This window comes from Verrucosispora sioxanthis (assembly GCF_010560025.1).
GTDB classification, from domain to species: domain Bacteria; phylum Actinomycetota; class Actinomycetes; order Mycobacteriales; family Micromonosporaceae; genus Micromonospora; species Micromonospora palythoicola.
The window spans coordinates 541533-557277 of record NZ_SAIY01000005.1; the positions used below are offsets into that span (position 1 = coordinate 541533).

The 15745-nt window shown below is 72.0% G+C and carries 14 protein-coding genes and 1 pseudogene; 7 read left to right on the forward strand and 8 right to left on the reverse strand.

Annotated features, from left to right (window positions below; genetic code table 11):
- Positions 1 to 3: 3 nt before the first annotated feature.
- Complete coding sequence (locus tag ENC19_RS18145; protein ID WP_164448395.1) at positions 4 to 519, reverse strand: MarR family winged helix-turn-helix transcriptional regulator; 516 nt, start codon at positions 517 to 519, stop codon at positions 4 to 6.
- Between the two features lie 165 nt (positions 520 to 684).
- Between ENC19_RS18145 and ENC19_RS18150 the strand changes: the two are divergent.
- Positions 685 to 2813: pseudogene (locus ENC19_RS18150) on the forward strand (MMPL family transporter).
- Here the strand turns inward: ENC19_RS18150 and ENC19_RS18155 are convergent.
- Together ENC19_RS18155 and ENC19_RS18160 are read right to left on the reverse strand one after the other, a co-directional pair.
- Complete coding sequence (locus ENC19_RS18155; RefSeq protein WP_408058080.1) at positions 2759 to 3496, reverse strand: transglycosylase SLT domain-containing protein; 738 nt, start codon at positions 3494 to 3496, stop codon at positions 2759 to 2761. The pseudogene ENC19_RS18150 and the gene ENC19_RS18155 overlap by 55 nt on opposite strands.
- A 325-nt stretch (positions 3497 to 3821) precedes the next feature.
- Positions 3822 to 5174, reverse strand: coding sequence for a DedA family protein (locus ENC19_RS18160; RefSeq protein WP_164448305.1), 1353 nt, complete (start codon positions 5172 to 5174; stop codon positions 3822 to 3824).
- 124 nt (positions 5175 to 5298) lie between these two features.
- On the opposite strand from ENC19_RS18160, the gene typA reads away from it, so the two are divergent.
- Together typA and ENC19_RS18170 are read left to right on the forward strand one after the other, a co-directional pair.
- Positions 5299 to 7167, forward strand: coding sequence for a translational GTPase TypA (gene typA / locus ENC19_RS18165; RefSeq protein WP_164448306.1), 1869 nt, complete (start codon positions 5299 to 5301; stop codon positions 7165 to 7167).
- 8 nt (positions 7168 to 7175) lie between these two features.
- A complete protein-coding gene (locus ENC19_RS18170; protein WP_164448307.1) occupies positions 7176 to 8078 on the forward strand; it encodes a serine hydrolase in 903 nt (300 codons plus the stop codon).
- On the opposite strand, the gene ENC19_RS18175 is transcribed toward ENC19_RS18170, so the two are convergent.
- Positions 8032 to 8844 (reverse strand): tyrosine-protein phosphatase, encoded by an 813-nt coding sequence (locus tag ENC19_RS18175; protein ID WP_164448308.1) that lies wholly within the window; start codon positions 8842 to 8844, stop codon positions 8032 to 8034. The two genes, ENC19_RS18170 and ENC19_RS18175, sit on opposite strands and share 47 nt — an antisense overlap.
- 140 nt (positions 8845 to 8984) lie before the next feature.
- Positions 8985 to 9983, reverse strand: coding sequence for a TerC family protein (locus tag ENC19_RS18180; protein ID WP_164448309.1), 999 nt, complete (start codon positions 9981 to 9983; stop codon positions 8985 to 8987).
- A gap of 193 nt (positions 9984 to 10176) precedes the next feature.
- Here ENC19_RS18180 and ENC19_RS18185 point away from each other — a divergent pair, with 193 nt between their 5' ends.
- Positions 10177 to 10470 (forward strand): antibiotic biosynthesis monooxygenase family protein, encoded by a 294-nt coding sequence (locus ENC19_RS18185; protein ID WP_164448396.1) that lies wholly within the window; start codon positions 10177 to 10179, stop codon positions 10468 to 10470.
- A 163-nt stretch (positions 10471 to 10633) separates the two neighbouring features.
- Here ENC19_RS18185 and ENC19_RS18190 read toward each other — a convergent pair whose 3' ends face one another.
- From ENC19_RS18190 to ENC19_RS31025, 3 genes are all read right to left on the reverse strand, one after another.
- A complete protein-coding gene (locus ENC19_RS18190) occupies positions 10634 to 11488 on the reverse strand; it encodes a helix-turn-helix domain-containing protein (protein ID WP_164448310.1) in 855 nt (284 codons plus the stop codon).
- 109 nt (positions 11489 to 11597) lie between these two features.
- The gene (gene uvrB, locus ENC19_RS18195) at positions 11598 to 13706 is read right to left on the reverse strand and encodes an excinuclease ABC subunit UvrB (protein ID WP_164448311.1); all 2109 of its coding nucleotides are present in this window, start codon (positions 13704 to 13706) and stop codon (positions 11598 to 11600) included.
- Between the two features lie 324 nt (positions 13707 to 14030).
- Entirely contained in the window at positions 14031 to 14156 is a 126-nt protein-coding gene (locus tag ENC19_RS31025) for a hypothetical protein (protein WP_268968045.1), read from the reverse strand.
- Between the two features lie 122 nt (positions 14157 to 14278).
- On the opposite strand from ENC19_RS31025, the gene ENC19_RS18200 reads away from it, so the two are divergent.
- From ENC19_RS18200 to ENC19_RS18210, 3 genes are all read left to right on the forward strand, one after another.
- Positions 14279 to 14710, forward strand: a complete 432-nt coding sequence (locus ENC19_RS18200; protein ID WP_164448312.1) for a hypothetical protein — start codon at positions 14279 to 14281, stop codon at positions 14708 to 14710.
- Positions 14707 to 15150 carry a hypothetical protein gene (locus tag ENC19_RS18205; RefSeq protein WP_164448313.1) on the forward strand — a complete coding sequence of 148 codons (444 nt, stop codon included), beginning with the start codon at positions 14707 to 14709 and terminating at the stop codon, positions 15148 to 15150. The genes ENC19_RS18200 and ENC19_RS18205 overlap by 4 nt, the downstream gene beginning before the upstream one ends.
- A gap of 406 nt (positions 15151 to 15556) precedes the next feature.
- Entirely contained in the window at positions 15557 to 15712 is a 156-nt protein-coding gene (locus tag ENC19_RS18210) for a hypothetical protein (RefSeq protein WP_164448314.1), read from the forward strand.
- The last annotated feature ends 33 nt before the right edge of the window (positions 15713 to 15745 follow it).

Genomic DNA, 15745 nt, shown 5'->3' on the forward strand with positions numbered 1-15745 from the left:
GACTCACTCCGACCGGCGTCGGTGCGGCTCGGTGCGGGCGGCACGGACCTCGTCCCGGTGCTCCCGCAGGGAGGCGCCCATCGCCGTCATGAACCGGTACACCACCTCCAGTTCGTCGTCGCCGAACCCGGCCATCACCCGGTCGGTGCGCTCGCCCAGTGGCCGGAAGAAGCCCATCGCCAGTTCGGCGCCGCGTTCGGCGTAGCGCAGCAGCACCTTGCGCCGGTCCGTGGTGTCCCGGTCCCGGCGCAGGTGTCCGGCGCGTTCGAGCCGGTCGATCAGGGCGGTGACCGAGCCGGAGGAGAGGTCGAGATGTTCGCCGAGCCGGCCCGGCGTGATCGGATCGCCGAGCAGCTCGGCGTCCATCACGGCGATCAGTGCCTGCAGGTCGGTGGCGTTGAGGCCGTGCTGGCCGGCGAAGGCGTGCCCGACGTGCTGTGCGTCCACCCCGTAGCGCCGCAGCTCAGCCGTGATCTCGGCGACCAGCACGTCCCGGCGCGTGTCGCGCCTGCGGTACATACCGTGAGCTGCCACGTCCCGCGCTTCCTCCCGAGGTCCGGGTTCGCAGCATAGCCGAGCCGGAGCCGCGTCTCGGCCGTCGAGATTCTCCACCGGTTGCAGAATATTTCTTGATGAGTGAAAATCTCGACTGTCTAGATACTTGCCGACTGGGGGGTCGTCCTGATGTCCGTGTTCACCCGCGTGGCGGGCGGTCGCCTGAACGCCTTGCTCACCATCCTCGCGGCGCTGGCCGTGGGCACGGCCGTCTTCTGGTTGCCCACCCCCGACAACCCGGCACCCGTCTCCGCCACCGGCCTGTCCGCCCGCTGGCAGTCCACCCAGGTCGAGCGGTTGCAGGAGGAACTGCCGGCCAGCGACGTCCAGCCGGCCATCGTGGTGGTCACCCGTGACGACGGCGCGCCGCTGACCGACGGCGACCGCGCCGCCCTCACCGACGGCACCGGCTCCCTCGGCAGGCTCACCGTCGGCGGTCAGGTCTCTCCGCCGCAACTGTCTCCCGACGGCTCGGTCGCCCTGGTCGCCGTGCCGTTGAGCACCGAGGGCGGTCAGGATGCGGTCGCCGCCACCGTGGCCGAGGTCCGCGAGGCACTTGCCGCGCTACCGGCGGAGCTGACCGTCGAGGTGACCGGCGCGCCGGCCTTCACCGCCGACCTCACCAAGGTCTTCGAGGGTGCCGACACCACCCTGCTCGCGGTCACCGCCGCGGTCGTCGCGCTGCTGCTGCTCGTCACCTACCGCAGTCCGCTGCTGTGGATGGTGCCGCTGGCCGTCGTGGCGGCCACCGAACAGGTGGCGCTGCGGGCGCTCGACACGGTCATCCCCGCCGTCGGCATCAACTACGCCGGCGGAGCCGTCAGCGGCATCGCCAGCGTCCTCGTCTTCGGTGCCGCCACCAACTACGCCCTGCTACTGATCGCCCGATACCGGGAGGAACTACGCCGGGAAGCGGACCGCTTCGCGGCCATGCGGGCCGCGCTGCGCCGCACCGCCGAACCGATCCTCGCCAGCGGCGGCACAGTCATGCTCGGGGTGCTCACCCTGCTGCTCAGCGAGCGGGAACTCAACCGGGCCCTCGCCGTCGCCTGCGCCACCGGCATCCTGCTGGCCATGGCGTCGGCTCTGCTCGTGCTGCCGGCCGCGCTGGTGCTGCTCGGGCGGCGCCTGTTCTGGCCGTTCGTGCCCCGGGTCGGCAGCGAAGGCCGGGAAGGCCGGGTCTGGGGCCGCCTCGGCGCCGCCGTGATCCGCCGCCCGGTGCCGGTCGCGGCCCTGGCCACGCTGCTGCTGGCCGCACTCGCCCTGGACAATCTCGGCCTGCGCACCGGACTGTCGGAGACCGAGCAGTTCCGGGTGCAGCCCGAGGCGGTCGCCGGGGCAGAGACCCTGCCGGCGCGTTCCCCGCCGGCACCACCCAACCGGTGGCGGTGATGACCCGACCCGACACCGTGCCGGCGGTCACCGCGGCCGCCGCCGAGGTGCCCGGGGTGGCCTCCGCCCGCCCCGGCACCGCCGGCCCCACCGTCGCACAGGTCGACGTGGTGCTCGAGGCCGAGCCGGGTACCACCGCCTCCGACCGGACGCTGGCGGCTCTGCGGGACGCGGTCGCCGCCGTACCCGACTCGGCACCACCCGCCGCCGCGGGCGGCGACACCCCGACCGGCGCCATCGTCGGCGGCACCGTGGCCGGCACGTACGACGCGGCGAAGGCCGACGCCGAGGACCTACGCGTCATCCTGCCGCTGATCCTGCTGCTGGTCGGCGCCGTGCTGGTGCTGCTGCTGCGCGGCCTGCTCGCTCCGGTGCTGCTCGTGGTCACCGTCGTCGCCTCGTACTTCGCCAGCCTCGGTGGTGCCTGGCTGCTCTTCGACCACGTGCTCGGCTTCCCCGCGCTGGACACCACCGTGCCGCTGCTCGCCTTCGTCTTCCTGGTGGCGCTCGGCGTGGACTACAACATCTTCCTGGTCACCCGCGCCCGCGAGGACGCGCGCACCGCCGGCACCCGCGAGGGCATGCTCTCCGCACTAAGAGTCACCGGCGGCGTCATCACCAGCGCCGGCATCCTGCTGGCCGCCGTCTTCGCCGTCCTCGGCGTGCTACCGCTGATCACCCTCACCCAGATCGGGATCATCGTCTGCCTCGGTGTGCTGCTGGACACCCTGCTGGTCCGCACGGTCGTGGTCCCGGCCCTGGCGTTCCTGCTCGGGGAACGCTTCTGGTGGCCCGGCCGGATCAACCCGGATCAGAACCCGAGGCAGACGCACTCCGTCATCAACGCCCGGACGTTACGCACGTAGCTCGCGTTGGGGATGTTCAGCGGCTTACCCTCCGGGGCCACCGCGCCGTGCCCGTAGTTGTACGCGGCGATGACCGCGTTGAGCAGGCACGAGTCCAACTCGGCGGTGCACAGGTCGGCGTCGAGCCGGTAGTCGGCGTCGAAGTACATGTCGCCGATGTACTTAGTCAGCCAGGCTAGAAAGGTGCCGCCGAGGTAGGCGTTGTCCCGGTAGTCCCACACGTCGTAGCTCTGCCCGAAACGCTGGTTCATCCAGGACGCGGTCTCCGGCATCACCTGCATCAGACCGATGCCCTTGTCGCAGGCCACGATGTTGGACTGCCAGCCGCTCTCCTGCCATGCGGTCGCCTTGATCAGGCTCACCGGGATGCGGATGTCCGGCGCCGACGTCGGCCAGTACGTCCGCCCGGCCGCCTCGGTCAGCGCCGCCTTTGCCTGCGCACGGCTGGCCTGGTCACCCTTGTAGCTGGGCTTGCAGTCGCTCGCGGGCGGCTTCGGCGGGTCCGGCGGCACCTGCTTCTCCGTCGGCGGCTTCGGCACCGTCCGGGGAGCGGTGGCCGTGGTGCGCTTCGGCTTCGGGCTCCGCTTCGCCGCCGACGGCGACGCGCTGGCGCTGGGGGTGGCCTTCGGCGCGGCACCCATCGACTCCACCGCCGACGGTGTCGCCGACGCGTCCTCCGGCACCGCCGAACCGCTGGGCTCCCCGAAGCGTCCGGCAACTCCTCCGGCAGCGCGACCGGGGCCGGCACCTCCGCCGCCGGAGTGTCCACAGTGGCGCATCCAGCGCCGGCCAGCAGCAGCACCGCCGCGACCACCGCCACGCCCCGTCGTGCGACGCTGCGCCCCATGTCGACCTCCTCCGGCCGTGACCAACCCGCCGCACACTAACAGCTACCGTCGGTCGCGCGTGGCCCCGCGCGACCGTCGCCGAATCCACCCCGGACACCGCTGCCCGCCGCGCGCGTGGCCCGCGCGACCGCCGAACCCAGCCCCGGCGACGGCACCGGCCTCACCGTGCGGCGGAGCCACGGCCGGACACCGCGCGGTCCCGGGTGGCCCAGGCCACCATGAACACCGCCGTCCAGGCGGCGCCGAGCAGCACCGCGCCGACGGTGCCGCTGGCGGTGCTCAGCCCGAGGTACAGCCGGGCACCGCCGATGGTGACGACCCTGACCGCCGCGACGGTCCACGCGGCCACCGCCACCGGCCAGCGGGCGCCCCGCGACACCAGCCACGCCAGCGTGCACAGGCTCGCCGTCACCACCACGTTCTGCGTGGAGAACAGCACCACCCGCCCACCGGCGGCCAGGTCCGCCACGGCCGCGAGCACCACCAGCGGCACGAAGGCGCCGACCGTGCCGACCACACTGAGCAGGTCAGCCCGCCACGGCCGCTGCCGCCAGGCCTGCACCAGGGCCACCACCGCCACCATCACGATCAGCGACCAGCCACGCAGCAGCGACACCGCCGCCTGGGTCGCCTCCACCGCGTCGGGCGTACGACGGGCGGCGAACCAGCCGGCGATCACCCCGTCGACCAGGGCCAGGCCGCTGTGCCGGACCACCACCCGCAGCACCCACGCGATCACCAGCGCCACCACGAACAGCAGCAGCACCCCGGCCGCCAGGTTCGCCAGCAACGCCCACGCCGGCCCGAGACGCAGGCTCAGCAGGAAGAACAGCAGCCCGTAGCGGGCCGACAGCCACCGCAGCGGCGGCAGCCGGGCCGCCCGGGTCAGCAGCGCCCGCGCCGGGTCGGGGTTTCGGCCCAGCCATCGCCCGGCCAGCACCAACGCGACCAACGCGGCCACCAGCACCAGCACCGCTCCGGTGGCCCGGCCCAGCAGCCGGGAGACCGTCTCGTACGACTCCCCGGCCAGGTGCCCGACCAGCACCGAGGCACCCACCCAGGTGCTCACCCCGGCCAGGTTCCACGGCGCGAACCGGCGGTACGACATGCCGGACGCACCGGCCAGCCGAGGCACCAGCGTGCGGGCGAACGCCACCCAGCGCGCGGTCAGCACACCCCGACCACCCATCCGGTCGAGCATCGCGTCGGCACGCGCCCACCGTTGCGGCCCCACCCGCGCACCCCACCTGCTGGCCCGCAGCCGAGGCCCGTAGCGCCGGCCGGCCCGAAACGCCAGCGCGTCACCCAACGCGGCGGCGGCGATCATCGCCAGCAACGCCGGACCGAACCGCAGCGTGCCGGTGTACGTGAGAAAGCCCACCAGCAGCAGGGTCGCCTCACCGGGGGCGACCAGCCCGATGATCAGTGCCGTCTCGGTGGCCACGATCAGCGCCGCCACGACGTAGATCAGCCACGGCGGCAGGCTCTGCACCGAACTGAGCAGATCGTGCACGGCGCCCCCGGATCACCTCGGCAGGACTGCCTTGCCAGTGTGACAGTGCGGTGTCGCGGGAGCGGGACCACCCGGGGTGACCCCGACGCCACGCCGCTACCGCCAAGGCGGGAGGATGGAGCCCATGCAGCTTCGCACGGACCTCCGCAACGTCGCCATCATCGCCCACGTCGACCACGGCAAGACCACCCTGGTCGACGCCATGCTGCGGCAGGCCGGCGCCTATGGCGCCCGGGGCGAGGTGACCGAGCGGGTGATGGACTCGATGGACCTGGAACGGGAGAAGGGCATCACCATCCTGGCCAAGAACACCGGGGTGCGCTACCTGCCCGCCGACGGCTCCGACCCGGTCACCATCAACATCATCGACACCCCGGGTCACGCGGACTTCGGCGGTGAGGTCGAGCGTGGCCTGACCATGGTCGACGGGGTGGTGCTGCTGGTCGACGCCAGCGAAGGTCCGCTGCCGCAGACCCGGTTCGTGCTGCGCAAGGCGCTCAAGGCCCGGATGCCGATCATCCTCGTGATCAACAAGGTGGACCGCCCGGACGCCCGGATCAAGGAGGTAGTCGACGACACCTACGAACTCTTCCTCGACCTCGACGCCGACGAGGAGCAGATCGACTTCCCGATCGTCTACGCCTGCGCTCGCGACGGCATCGCCTCCCTGACCCAGCCCGCCGACGGTTCGGTGCCGGACGACAGCCACAGCCTGGAGCCGCTGTTCCGCACCCTGCTGGACACCATCCCGCCGCCCGCGTACGACGAGAGCGCCCCGCTGCAGGCGCACGTCACCAACCTCGACGCCTCCCCGTTCCTCGGCCGCCTCGCGCTGTGCCGGGTGCGGCAGGGCACCATCGCCAAGGGCCAGTCGGTGGCCTGGTGCCGCACCGACGGCAGCACCCAGCGGGTCCGCATCTCCGAGCTGCTGATGACCGAGGGCCTGGAACGCAAGCCCGCCGACAGTGCCGGCCCGGGCGACATCATCGCGGTCGCCGGCATCCCCGAGATCATGATCGGCGAGACCCTCGCCGACGCCGAGAACCCGATCCCGCTGCCGCTGATCACCGTCGACGAGCCGGCGATCTCGATGACCATCGGCACCAACAACTCGCCGCTGGTCGGCCGGGTCAAGGGCGCCAAGGTCACCGCCCGGATGGTCAAGGACCGCCTGGACAAGGAACTCGTCGGCAACGTGTCGCTGCGGGTGCTGCCCACCGAGCGACCGGACGCCTGGGAGGTGCAGGGCCGGGGCGAGCTGGCCCTGGCGATCCTGGTGGAGCAGATGCGCCGCGAGTCGTTCGAGCTGACCGTCGGCAAGCCCCAGGTCGTCACCCGGGAGATCGACGGGCGGACCTGCGAGCCGGTGGAGCGACTCACCATCGACGCGCCGGACGAGTACCTCGGCGCGATCACCCAGCTGCTGGCCACCCGCAAGGGCCGGATGGAGCAGCTGGTCAACCACGGCACCGGCTGGATCCGGATGGAGTGGCTGGTGCCGGCCCGCGGTCTGATCGGCTTCCGCACCGAGTTCCTCACCGAGACCCGGGGCACCGGCATCCTGCACCACGTCTTCGAGTCGTACGAGCCGTGGTTCGGTGAGCTGCGGACCCGCAACAACGGCTCGCTGGTCGCCGACCGCTCCGGCAGCGTCACCGCGTTCGCGATGACAAACCTCCAGGAGCGCGGCCAGCTCTTCGTCGAGCCCGGCACCGAGGTGTACGAAGGCATGATCGTCGGGGAGAACTCCCGTTCCGACGACATGGACGTCAACATCACCAAGGAGAAGAAGCTCACGAACATGCGCTCGTCGACCGCCGACGAGACCGAGAAGCTGATCCCGCCGCGCAAGCTGTCGCTGGAGCAGGCCCTGGAGTTCTGCCGCGAGGACGAGTGCGTCGAGGTCACCCCGGCCGCCGTGCGCATCCGCAAGGTCGTGCTCGACCAGACCCAGCGGGCCCGCACCGCCGCCCGCCGCAAGCACGCCGGCTGAGGCGACCGATGGCCGCAGCCGATCTCCACGCGCGGCTGGACCGGGAGCCCGGCACGATCTCGGTGTACGCGGGGCGGCTCGACGCCCCACCCACCTGGACCCGGCAGGCCGAGGCCACCCACTACGCGGCGAGCACGATGAAGTTGGCCGTGCTCGCCGCGCTGCACCGCGCCGCGGAGGCCGGCCACCTCGACCCGGACGCCCCGGTCGAGGTCGTCAACCGGTTCACCTCCGCCCGGCCGGACGCCCCGCCGTACTCCTGCCGTCGCGCCTACGACAACGACGGGGCCGTGTGGGACCGCCTCGGCGAGCAGGCGTCGCTGCGCTGGCTCGCCGAACGGATGATCGTCCGGTCCAGCAACCTCGCCACCAACCTGGTCATCGAACACGTCGGACTGCCCGCCGTGGCGCAGGTCTGGCAACGCGCCGGCGCCCGGAACAGCGTCACCGGGCGCGGCATCGAGGACTTCGCCGCCCGCGAGGCGCAGATCACCAACCTGGTCACCGCCGCCGACCTGGCCGCCCTGCTCGGCGCCGTCGCCACCGGCGCCACCCGCCCCGGTCCGATCGCCTCACCGGCCGGCTGCACCGCCATGCTGGACGTGCTCTGTGCCCAACAGATCCGTCAGGACATCGCCGAAGGGGTGCCAGCCGGCGTCCGACTCGCCCACAAGAACGGCTGGGTACGCGGCGTACGACACGGCGCGGCGGTGGTCTACCCCGCCGACGCCGAGGCCTACCTGCTCGTCGTCTGCACCACCGTCGGCGACGACCAGACCGACGCCCGGGCCGACGTCGACGCCAACCAGCTGGTGGCCGACATCTCCCGCGAGGTGTGGCAGGCCCGCCACGACCTCGGCACGCTCACTCCAGCAGGTTCGCCCGCAGCGCCGCCACCGTCTCCTCGGTGATCCCCAGACCGTCGCGCAGGTACGCCCCGAACGACCCGTGCACCTGCCGCACCTGTGCGTACGCGGCGTCGAGGTACTCCGGGCGGACCTCCAGCACCGGCCGGACCGCCGCCTCGTCGAGGCCCGGGTGGCGCTGCCGCATCGCGTCGACGAGCACCTCGCGCAGGCTCTCCGTCAGCGGGTTGTGGGCCAGGTAGTCGGCGCGGATCGCGGCCTCGTCCACCCCCAGGGCGTGCAGCAGCACCACGGTCAGCCAACCGGTGCGGTCCTTGCCCGCCGAGCAGTGATAGACCAACGGCAGGTTACGCTCGTCGGCCACCAACCGCACGGCGGCGGCGAACCCCCGCCGGGCCGAGTCTCCGGTGACGAACCAGCGGTAGATGGCCGCCATCGCCGCCGGTGTCCCCTGCCGCGCCAGCTCCGCGTACTCGCTCAGGTCGTGGCCGAGCAGCACGGCCGAGACGTACGTGAAGACCGGATGCGCCGGGTCGTGCACCGGCAGGTGCACCACGGTCGGCTCGCCGACCAGCCGGTCCGGCGGCGCCACCGACACCTCGGACTCGGCGCGAAGGTCCACCACGCAGGCCGGTTCGAGCTTCGCCAGCACCGGCAGGTCCTCGTCGGTGAGCCGGCCCAACGCCGGCGTACGGATCAGCTGGCCGGGCCGCACCCGCCGGCCGGACACGCCGATCAGTCCACCGAGGTCCCGCGCGTTGGGCGCCCCGACGAGCGTCCAGTCCGAACCGCCCGCTCGCTGACTGGTCATATCGCCCCCTCATGTACAGGGTGCCGTACCCGATGATCGTTTCGAAAGGTGCCCGTCGTTCGAACGCGGCGGCGGGTGCCAACCGACGGACGCCGTCCGGCCGGGACGCGCCCGGTGCGGCACCGCGCCGACGGTAGGGCTCAGCGACGAGCTGAGGCCAGCTCGCGTCGCCGGTCCCGCGAGGATCTGACCAGGCTCGCCGCCGTGGCCACCGCCAGAGTGCCCAGGATGACCAGCAGCGACAGCCAGATCGGGATGTGCGGTGCCCACCCGACGTGCTCACCGTTGTTGATGAACGGGAGGTTGTTGTCCGCGAGCGCCTCCAGGATCAGCTTGACCCCGATGAAACCGAGCACCACCGCGAGGCCGTGGCTCAGGTAGATCAACCGGTCCAGCAGCCCGCCGAGAAGGAAGTAGAGCTGCCGCAGGCCCATCAGCGCGAAGACGTTTGCGGTGAAGACCAGGTACGGCTCCTGGGTGATCCCGAAGATCGCCGGAATCGAGTCGAGAGCGAAGATCAGGTCGGTGGTACCGATGGCGATCATGACGATGAGCATCGGGGTGAACAATCGCCGGCCGTTCTCCCGCACCGTGACCCGGGCACCCTCGTAACTCCGCGAGATGGGCAGCGCCCGCCGGCTCCAGCGGATGAGGACGTTCTCGGTGAACTCCTCCTCGCTCGACTCACCCTGCCGGGCGAGGTTGATCGCGGTGTAGATCAGGAACGCTCCGAAGACGTAGAAGACCCAGGTGAACTGCGAGATCAACGCGGCGCCGGCGGCGATGAAACCGCCCCGCATGACGAGCGCGAGGACGATGCCGATGAGCAGCACCTTCTGCTGGTACTGCCGGGGAACCGCGAAGCGGGCCATGATGATCACGAAGACGAAGAGGTTGTCCACCGAGAGGCTGTACTCGGTCAGCCAGCCGGTGTAGAACTGCCCCGCCACGCTCGCGCCGGCGGTGAGCCAGAGTCCGCCACCGAACAGCAGGGCCAACCCGACGTAGAAGGCGACCCAGAGACTCGACTCCCGCACGCTCGGCTCGTGAGGCCGGCGCCCGATGATGAGCAGGTCCACCACGAGGACCGTGGTCAGCGCCACGAGCGTAGCCGCCCACACCAGTCCGGACACGTTCACAGTTTCATTCCTCCGGCCGCCACCCAGCAACCGGCACACGGTACGCCCTACGCGCGGTGCCGGCCACCTCACCCCCGCTAGGCATCCTAGGAGGATGGGTTACTACGGTGGCTGGTCCGGCACGGGCGGCCAGCGGATGGGGCAACCGACCGGCCCCGGCCTGGACCCGGCAGCGGTGTGGCAGGCTGCCGCCATGGTCCTCGAGGTTGCGCTCATCGACGTCATCCCCGGCCACGAGGAGGCGTTCGCCGCCGCCTACGCCCAGGGGCATCCGTTGCTCGCCGGCACGCCCGGCTGCCGCTCGGTACGCATGACCCGGGGCCTGGAGTCCCCCACCCGCTTCGTGCTGCTTGTCGAGTGGGACACCGTCGAGGCTCACGAGCGGAACTTCCGGGCCACGGAACGCTTCGTCGGCTGGCGGGAGTTGATCGGTCCGCACTTCGCCACCCCGCCGCGGGTCGAGCACTTCGTCGACGTGCCCGCCTGACCGACACCCGAGCACCACGCACCGAGTCGAGAAAGTGTCACACCGTCCACCTATCGTGCGTCTCGCGTCGGCACCGACCCCGACGGCTTCGGGGGCGCCGGGTCCGGTGCCGACGCCTTTGCGTGCGTGACCTGCCGACGCTGCGCACGACCGGGGCGATGTGTCACCCGTCGAGCCGGCGGGCCAGGGCCCGCAGCGTCTCCTCCTCCGGCAACGCCGTCTCCAGCAGGCAGTCGGTCATCCGTTCGTACCTGTCGACGTCCGTCGCGGTGGTCAGTCGCACATCCGTGGTCAGCGCCTCCAACATCACCGTGCGCGGGTCCGCCGGGTCCGGGAAGGAGTAACAGGAGAAGGGGGTCAGCGGCAACGGGCGCCGGCCCGCACCGACCCGCAGCAGCCGGATCGTCACGTGCGGCAGCGCGGCCAGTTCGAGCAGCTGCGCCAACTGCTCGCGCCACACCTCCACCGGGTCGTCGCCCGGTTCACAGGCCAGCTCGGTGAGCAGCGCCGTGTAGCGGGGCGGTTCGACGCGGCGCAGCACCGCCTGCCGGGCGGCCCGGGCCCGCAGGTCGGCCTCCACGTCCACCGTCGCATCGATGAGCTGACCGGCGACGATGCGCAGTCGGGCGTACGCCGGGGTCTGCAGCAGGCCGGGCACGATCGCCGGCTGGTACTCCACGATGCCCGCCGCGCCGGCTTCGAGTTCGGCGTACGTGCGCTGCCGCTCGCCCATCTCCCCGAGCGACTTCCACCAGCCCCGACTGGTCGCGGCGTCCCGGGCGATGACGATCAGGGCGTCGCGCTGCCGCGACGGCACCTCGTAGACATCGAGCAGATCGAGCACGTCGGCCAGGTCGGGGCGGCTCTGCCCCAGCTCGATGCGGGACAGCTTGGAGGTGGACGCCCAACCGAGCCGCTCACACACCTGTTCCAGCGTCAGCGCCTCCCGCCGGCGTAGCTGACGCAGCTCGGCGCCCAGTCGCGCACGTCGAATGACCGGACTCGTTGGCAACGGCATCCCTGCCTCCCACCGAGGGAGAGTACGCACGGCGATCACTTAGCGCAATAGGACGCTCGCATTCCGCTATCCCCCCACCGTAGGAAGTGGATTGTCCAGCCGGCGGCGGCTATCGCACGCCAGCGGCGTCCATGCCGCGCAGCTCCTTCTTGAGGTCGGCGACCTCGTCGCGGATCCGGGCGGCCAACTCGAACTGCAGCTCCCGCGCGGCGGCCAGCATCTGGTCGTTGAGCTCCTGGATGAGCTGCGCCAGCTCGGCCCGTGCCATGCCCTCGCGCGCCGGGGTGGCCGCCCCGCCCCGGGCCCGGCTGCGGGTCTCCTTGACCGGCGCCTTACCCCGGGACAGCTGCCGCACCGCCCCACCGACCCGCGTCGCCTCGGTGTCCTCCGCCTCACGGTAGATGTCGTCGAGGATGTCGTGGATCTTCTTGCGCAGCGGCTCCGGGCTGACGCCGTGCGCCTCGTTGTGCGCGATCTGCTTGGCGCGACGCCGGTTCGTCTCCTCGATCGCGTCCGCCATCGACGGGGTGACCTTGTCGGCGTACATGTGCACCTGGCCGGAGACGTTACGGGCCGCCCGGCCGATGGTCTGGATCAACGACCGGCCGCTGCGCAGGAAGCCCTCCTTGTCCGCGTCCAGGATCGCCACCAGCGACACCTCGGGCAGGTCGAGGCCCTCCCGCAGCAGGTTGATGCCGACCAGCACGTCGTAGTCGCCACGGCGCAGCTCGCGCAGCAGCTCCACCCGGCGCAGCGTGTCGACCTCGGAGTGCAGGTAACGCACCCGGATGCCGTTCTCCAGGAGGTAGTCGGACAGGTCCTCGGCCATCTTCTTGGTCAGCGTGGTGACCAGCACCCGTTCGTCGCGCTCGGTACGCAGCTTGATCTCGTGCATCAGGTCGTCGATCTGCCCCTTGGTGGGCTTGACCACCACCTCCGGGTCGACCAGCCCGGTCGGGCGGATCACCTGCTCCACGAACTCGCCCTGGGCGTGCTCCAGCTCCCACGGACCCGGGGTCGCCGACAGGAAGACCATCTGGCCGACCCGCTCCAGGAACTCGTCGAACCGCAGCGGTCGGTTGTCGGCGGCGCTGGGCAGCCGGAATCCGTGGTCGATGAGCATCCGCTTGCGCGAGGCGTCGCCCTCGTACATGCCGCCGATCTGGGGAATCGTCACGTGCGACTCGTCGACCACGGTGAGGAAGTCGTCGGGGAAGTAGTCCAGCAGGCAGTGCGGCGGGCTGCCGGGCAGCCGGCCGTCGATGTGCATCGAGTAGTTCTCGATGCCCGAGCAGAAGCCCACCTGCCGCATCATCTCGATGTCGTACGTGGTGCGCATCCGCAGCCGCTGCGCCTCCAGCAGCTTGCCCTGCCGTTCCAGCTCGGCCAGCCGCTCGCCCAGCTCCGTCTCGATGTCGCGGACCGCCCGCTCCATCCGCTCCGGACCCGCCGCGTAGTGCGTCGCCGGGAAGATCAGCAGATGGTCCACCTCGCGCACCACGTCACCGGTCAACGGGTTGAGGTAGTAGAGCTTCTCCACCTCGTCGCCGAAGAGCTCGATGCGCACGGCGAGTTCCTCGTACGCCGGAATGATCTCCAGCGTGTCGCCGCGGACCCGGAAGGTGCCGCGCTGGAAGGCCATGTCGTTGCGGGTGTACTGGATGTCGACCAGGCGACGCAGCAGCTGGTCCCGGTCGAGCTCCTGGCCGACCGCCACCCGTACCGCCCGGTCGAGGTACTCCTCCGGGGTGCCCAGCCCGTAGATCGCCGACACCGTCGCGACCACGACCACGTCGCGTCGGGTGAGCAGCGACATCGTCGCCGAGTGCCGCAGCCGCTCGACCTCCTCGTTGATCGAGGAGTCCTTCTCGATGTATGTGTCGGTCTGCGGGATGTACGCCTCGGGCTGGTAGTAGTCGTAGTACGAGACGAAGTATTCCACCGCGTTGTCCGGCAGCAGCTCGCTGAACTCCTTCGCCAACTGCGCGCAGAGCGTCTTGTTGGGGGCCAGCACCAGCGTGGGACGTTGCAGCCGCTCGATCAGCCAGGCGGTGGTGGCGCTCTTGCCCGTGCCGGTCGCGCCGAGCAGCACCGTGTGGCGGTCGCCGCGACGCACCCGCCGCTCCAGGTCGTCGATCGCCGCCGGCTGGTCACCGGCCGGCTGGAAATCACTGATGACCTGGAAACGGCCGTCGAGCCGGGGTATGTCGAGCGCCATGACCTCAACGGTACGCCGGGGCTCCGACAGTCAGAGCCGGTCCGCCCCGGCGACTACGTGCGGCATCTGATCGGCTTCGATATTCGCATTGTGTGGTTCTTCTCACCCCGCTACGCTTTTCCCGTAGGCCGCTCGCGGCGGCCGACCGGGCCGGTGGCGGGCCGCACAGGCCACGCCACCCCCGGCACCGAGGGTCGCAGCACCCGGCATGCCTGGCGTGCGCACCGGACGTGGTCGCGCGGAGCGCGCTGACCGGCCGCCGCGGGCGCCCCTGCTCGTCACCCCCGCGTGGTCCGCACCGTTCATCCTCCCGTGGAGAGCAGCTCACAACCGCCGTCCGACAGCCGTCGCCGCGTACCCGACGAGCCGCGCACCGATCCGACCCGGGCCGGCGCCCCGGCCGGCGGCGGCAGCCCGGGCGGCGGTGGACATGCCGGACCGACCGGTCACGCCCGTGCGCACCCCGCCGGCACCGCGCGGGCAACCGCCACCGGGCCGGTCTCGCACCGCCCGCGGTCCTCAACCTGGCCGGCACCGCGTCGGCGCAGCCACGGCCGGGCGTCCGCCGGGCCGTGGTCTCCGGCGGCCTGCTCGACCTGGCCGCCGGGAACCGGGCCGAGGAGGAAGATCTGGCCGGCACGGCCGCCGCGGCCGACGACCCACGACGGGTACCCAACCGCCGACGCCGCTTCACCCTCGCCGGGCTGGCGCTCACCGCGGTGCTCTCCGGCGTGACGCTGGTGGCCACGCTCGTCAACTGGGCACCGGACGGCCCGCCGCCACGGGACCTGACCCCGGCCGAACGGGAACGCCTGGCCACCATGCGGGTGGCCAACTACCGCGAGTTGCGGGCCGGGTTGCACGTCACCGCCGGCGCCGGCGCCACCCGCACCGACCTGCTCGGCTGGGTCGACTGGGCCCGGGGGCTGGCCTACCTCGACGTGGGGGCCCGGGCGCGGGCGCGTCGCGCGGTCTTGCCCAGGCCACCCCCACCGTGCTGGTGATCAGACCCGACCCGACGGCCGTACCGACGCCGGCCATGCCGCCCCTGGTGCCACCGGCCGACGGTTGGCGGCTGCCCGCCGACCCGGATCTCGCACCGCTGCTCGGGCTGATCTTCGCGCTCGCCGCCGACCGGCCCGATCCGGCGGACCGGTGGGCCGGTCGCTGGGTGGGCCGGGAGCACCTCAACGGTGAGCCGGTCGACGTACTGGAGGTCGCCACCCCGAACCCGGTCGTACCGGCGAGCCGCACCCCCGCTGCCGCCACGCCGGACACCGCCGCCCCCACCCGCTACTGGCTGGACCGGGCCGGCCGCCTGCACCGCGTACTCACCGACGTGACCGGGATCGGACCGGTCACGGTGGCCCTGAACCGGGCCGACCGTCCGACGCTTCGACCCGTCGAGGCGCTCGGCGGTCGCCCGGGCCTGCCCGCGCCCTGACCCCAGCGGAACGGGACCGCTGGCGACGAATGCCGTCCCGCCTGCGCGCCGTCGGCGGGGCGACGGCCACCCTGACCATGCCCGTCTCGGCCGCCACCAACCTGCGCGGCAGCGGCTGGCTGAGCTGGACGTCGGACAGCGCGTACCTCGCGGTGACCGACCTCGACACGGACGCACGACGCACCCTGGTCCGTCACCACCGCCGCCAGGTCACCCGCATCGACGGCGGCGGGTCGGCACGTCCGCCACTGCCGCCACCGGCCACCGGCTGGCGGACGGGACCGCATCGCACGCAGGCCGTCGACCCGCTGGTGGCCGCCGCGCTGCGGGCCGCTCAGCACCCCGACGCGGGGGCGGGACGGTACGGGTACGCGGCGACAGCCTCGCCGGCACCAGCGTCGACGTGGTGCAGGTCGACACCGGCCGCGGACCGCTGCGCTACTGGGTCGACCGGTCCGGGACGCTGCGCCGGCTGGAACTGTCGACCCGCTCCGGCGCCTGGGCGCAGCTCGACCTGACCCCGGGACGGGTACCACGGCTGACGCCGCCGCGGAAACGCTGACCCGACCGCCGGATGCGCACCCACGTCGCCGCG

Coding starts and splice junctions, on each gene's coding strand:
- ENC19_RS18145 (WP_164448395.1), bottom strand. CDS start 519: ATGTACCGCAGGCGCGACACGCGCCGGGACGTGCTGGTCGCCGAGATC.
- typA (WP_164448306.1), top strand. CDS start 5,299: ATGCAGCTTCGCACGGACCTCCGCAACGTCGCCATCATCGCCCACGTC.
- ENC19_RS18170 (WP_164448307.1), top strand. CDS start 7,176: ATGGCCGCAGCCGATCTCCACGCGCGGCTGGACCGGGAGCCCGGCACG.
- ENC19_RS18175 (WP_164448308.1), bottom strand. CDS start 8,844: ATGACCAGTCAGCGAGCGGGCGGTTCGGACTGGACGCTCGTCGGGGCG.
- ENC19_RS18185 (WP_164448396.1), top strand. CDS start 10,177: ATGGTCCTCGAGGTTGCGCTCATCGACGTCATCCCCGGCCACGAGGAG.
- ENC19_RS18190 (WP_164448310.1), bottom strand. CDS start 11,488: ATGCCGTTGCCAACGAGTCCGGTCATTCGACGTGCGCGACTGGGCGCC.
- uvrB (WP_164448311.1), bottom strand. CDS start 13,706: ATGGCGCTCGACATACCCCGGCTCGACGGCCGTTTCCAGGTCATCAGT.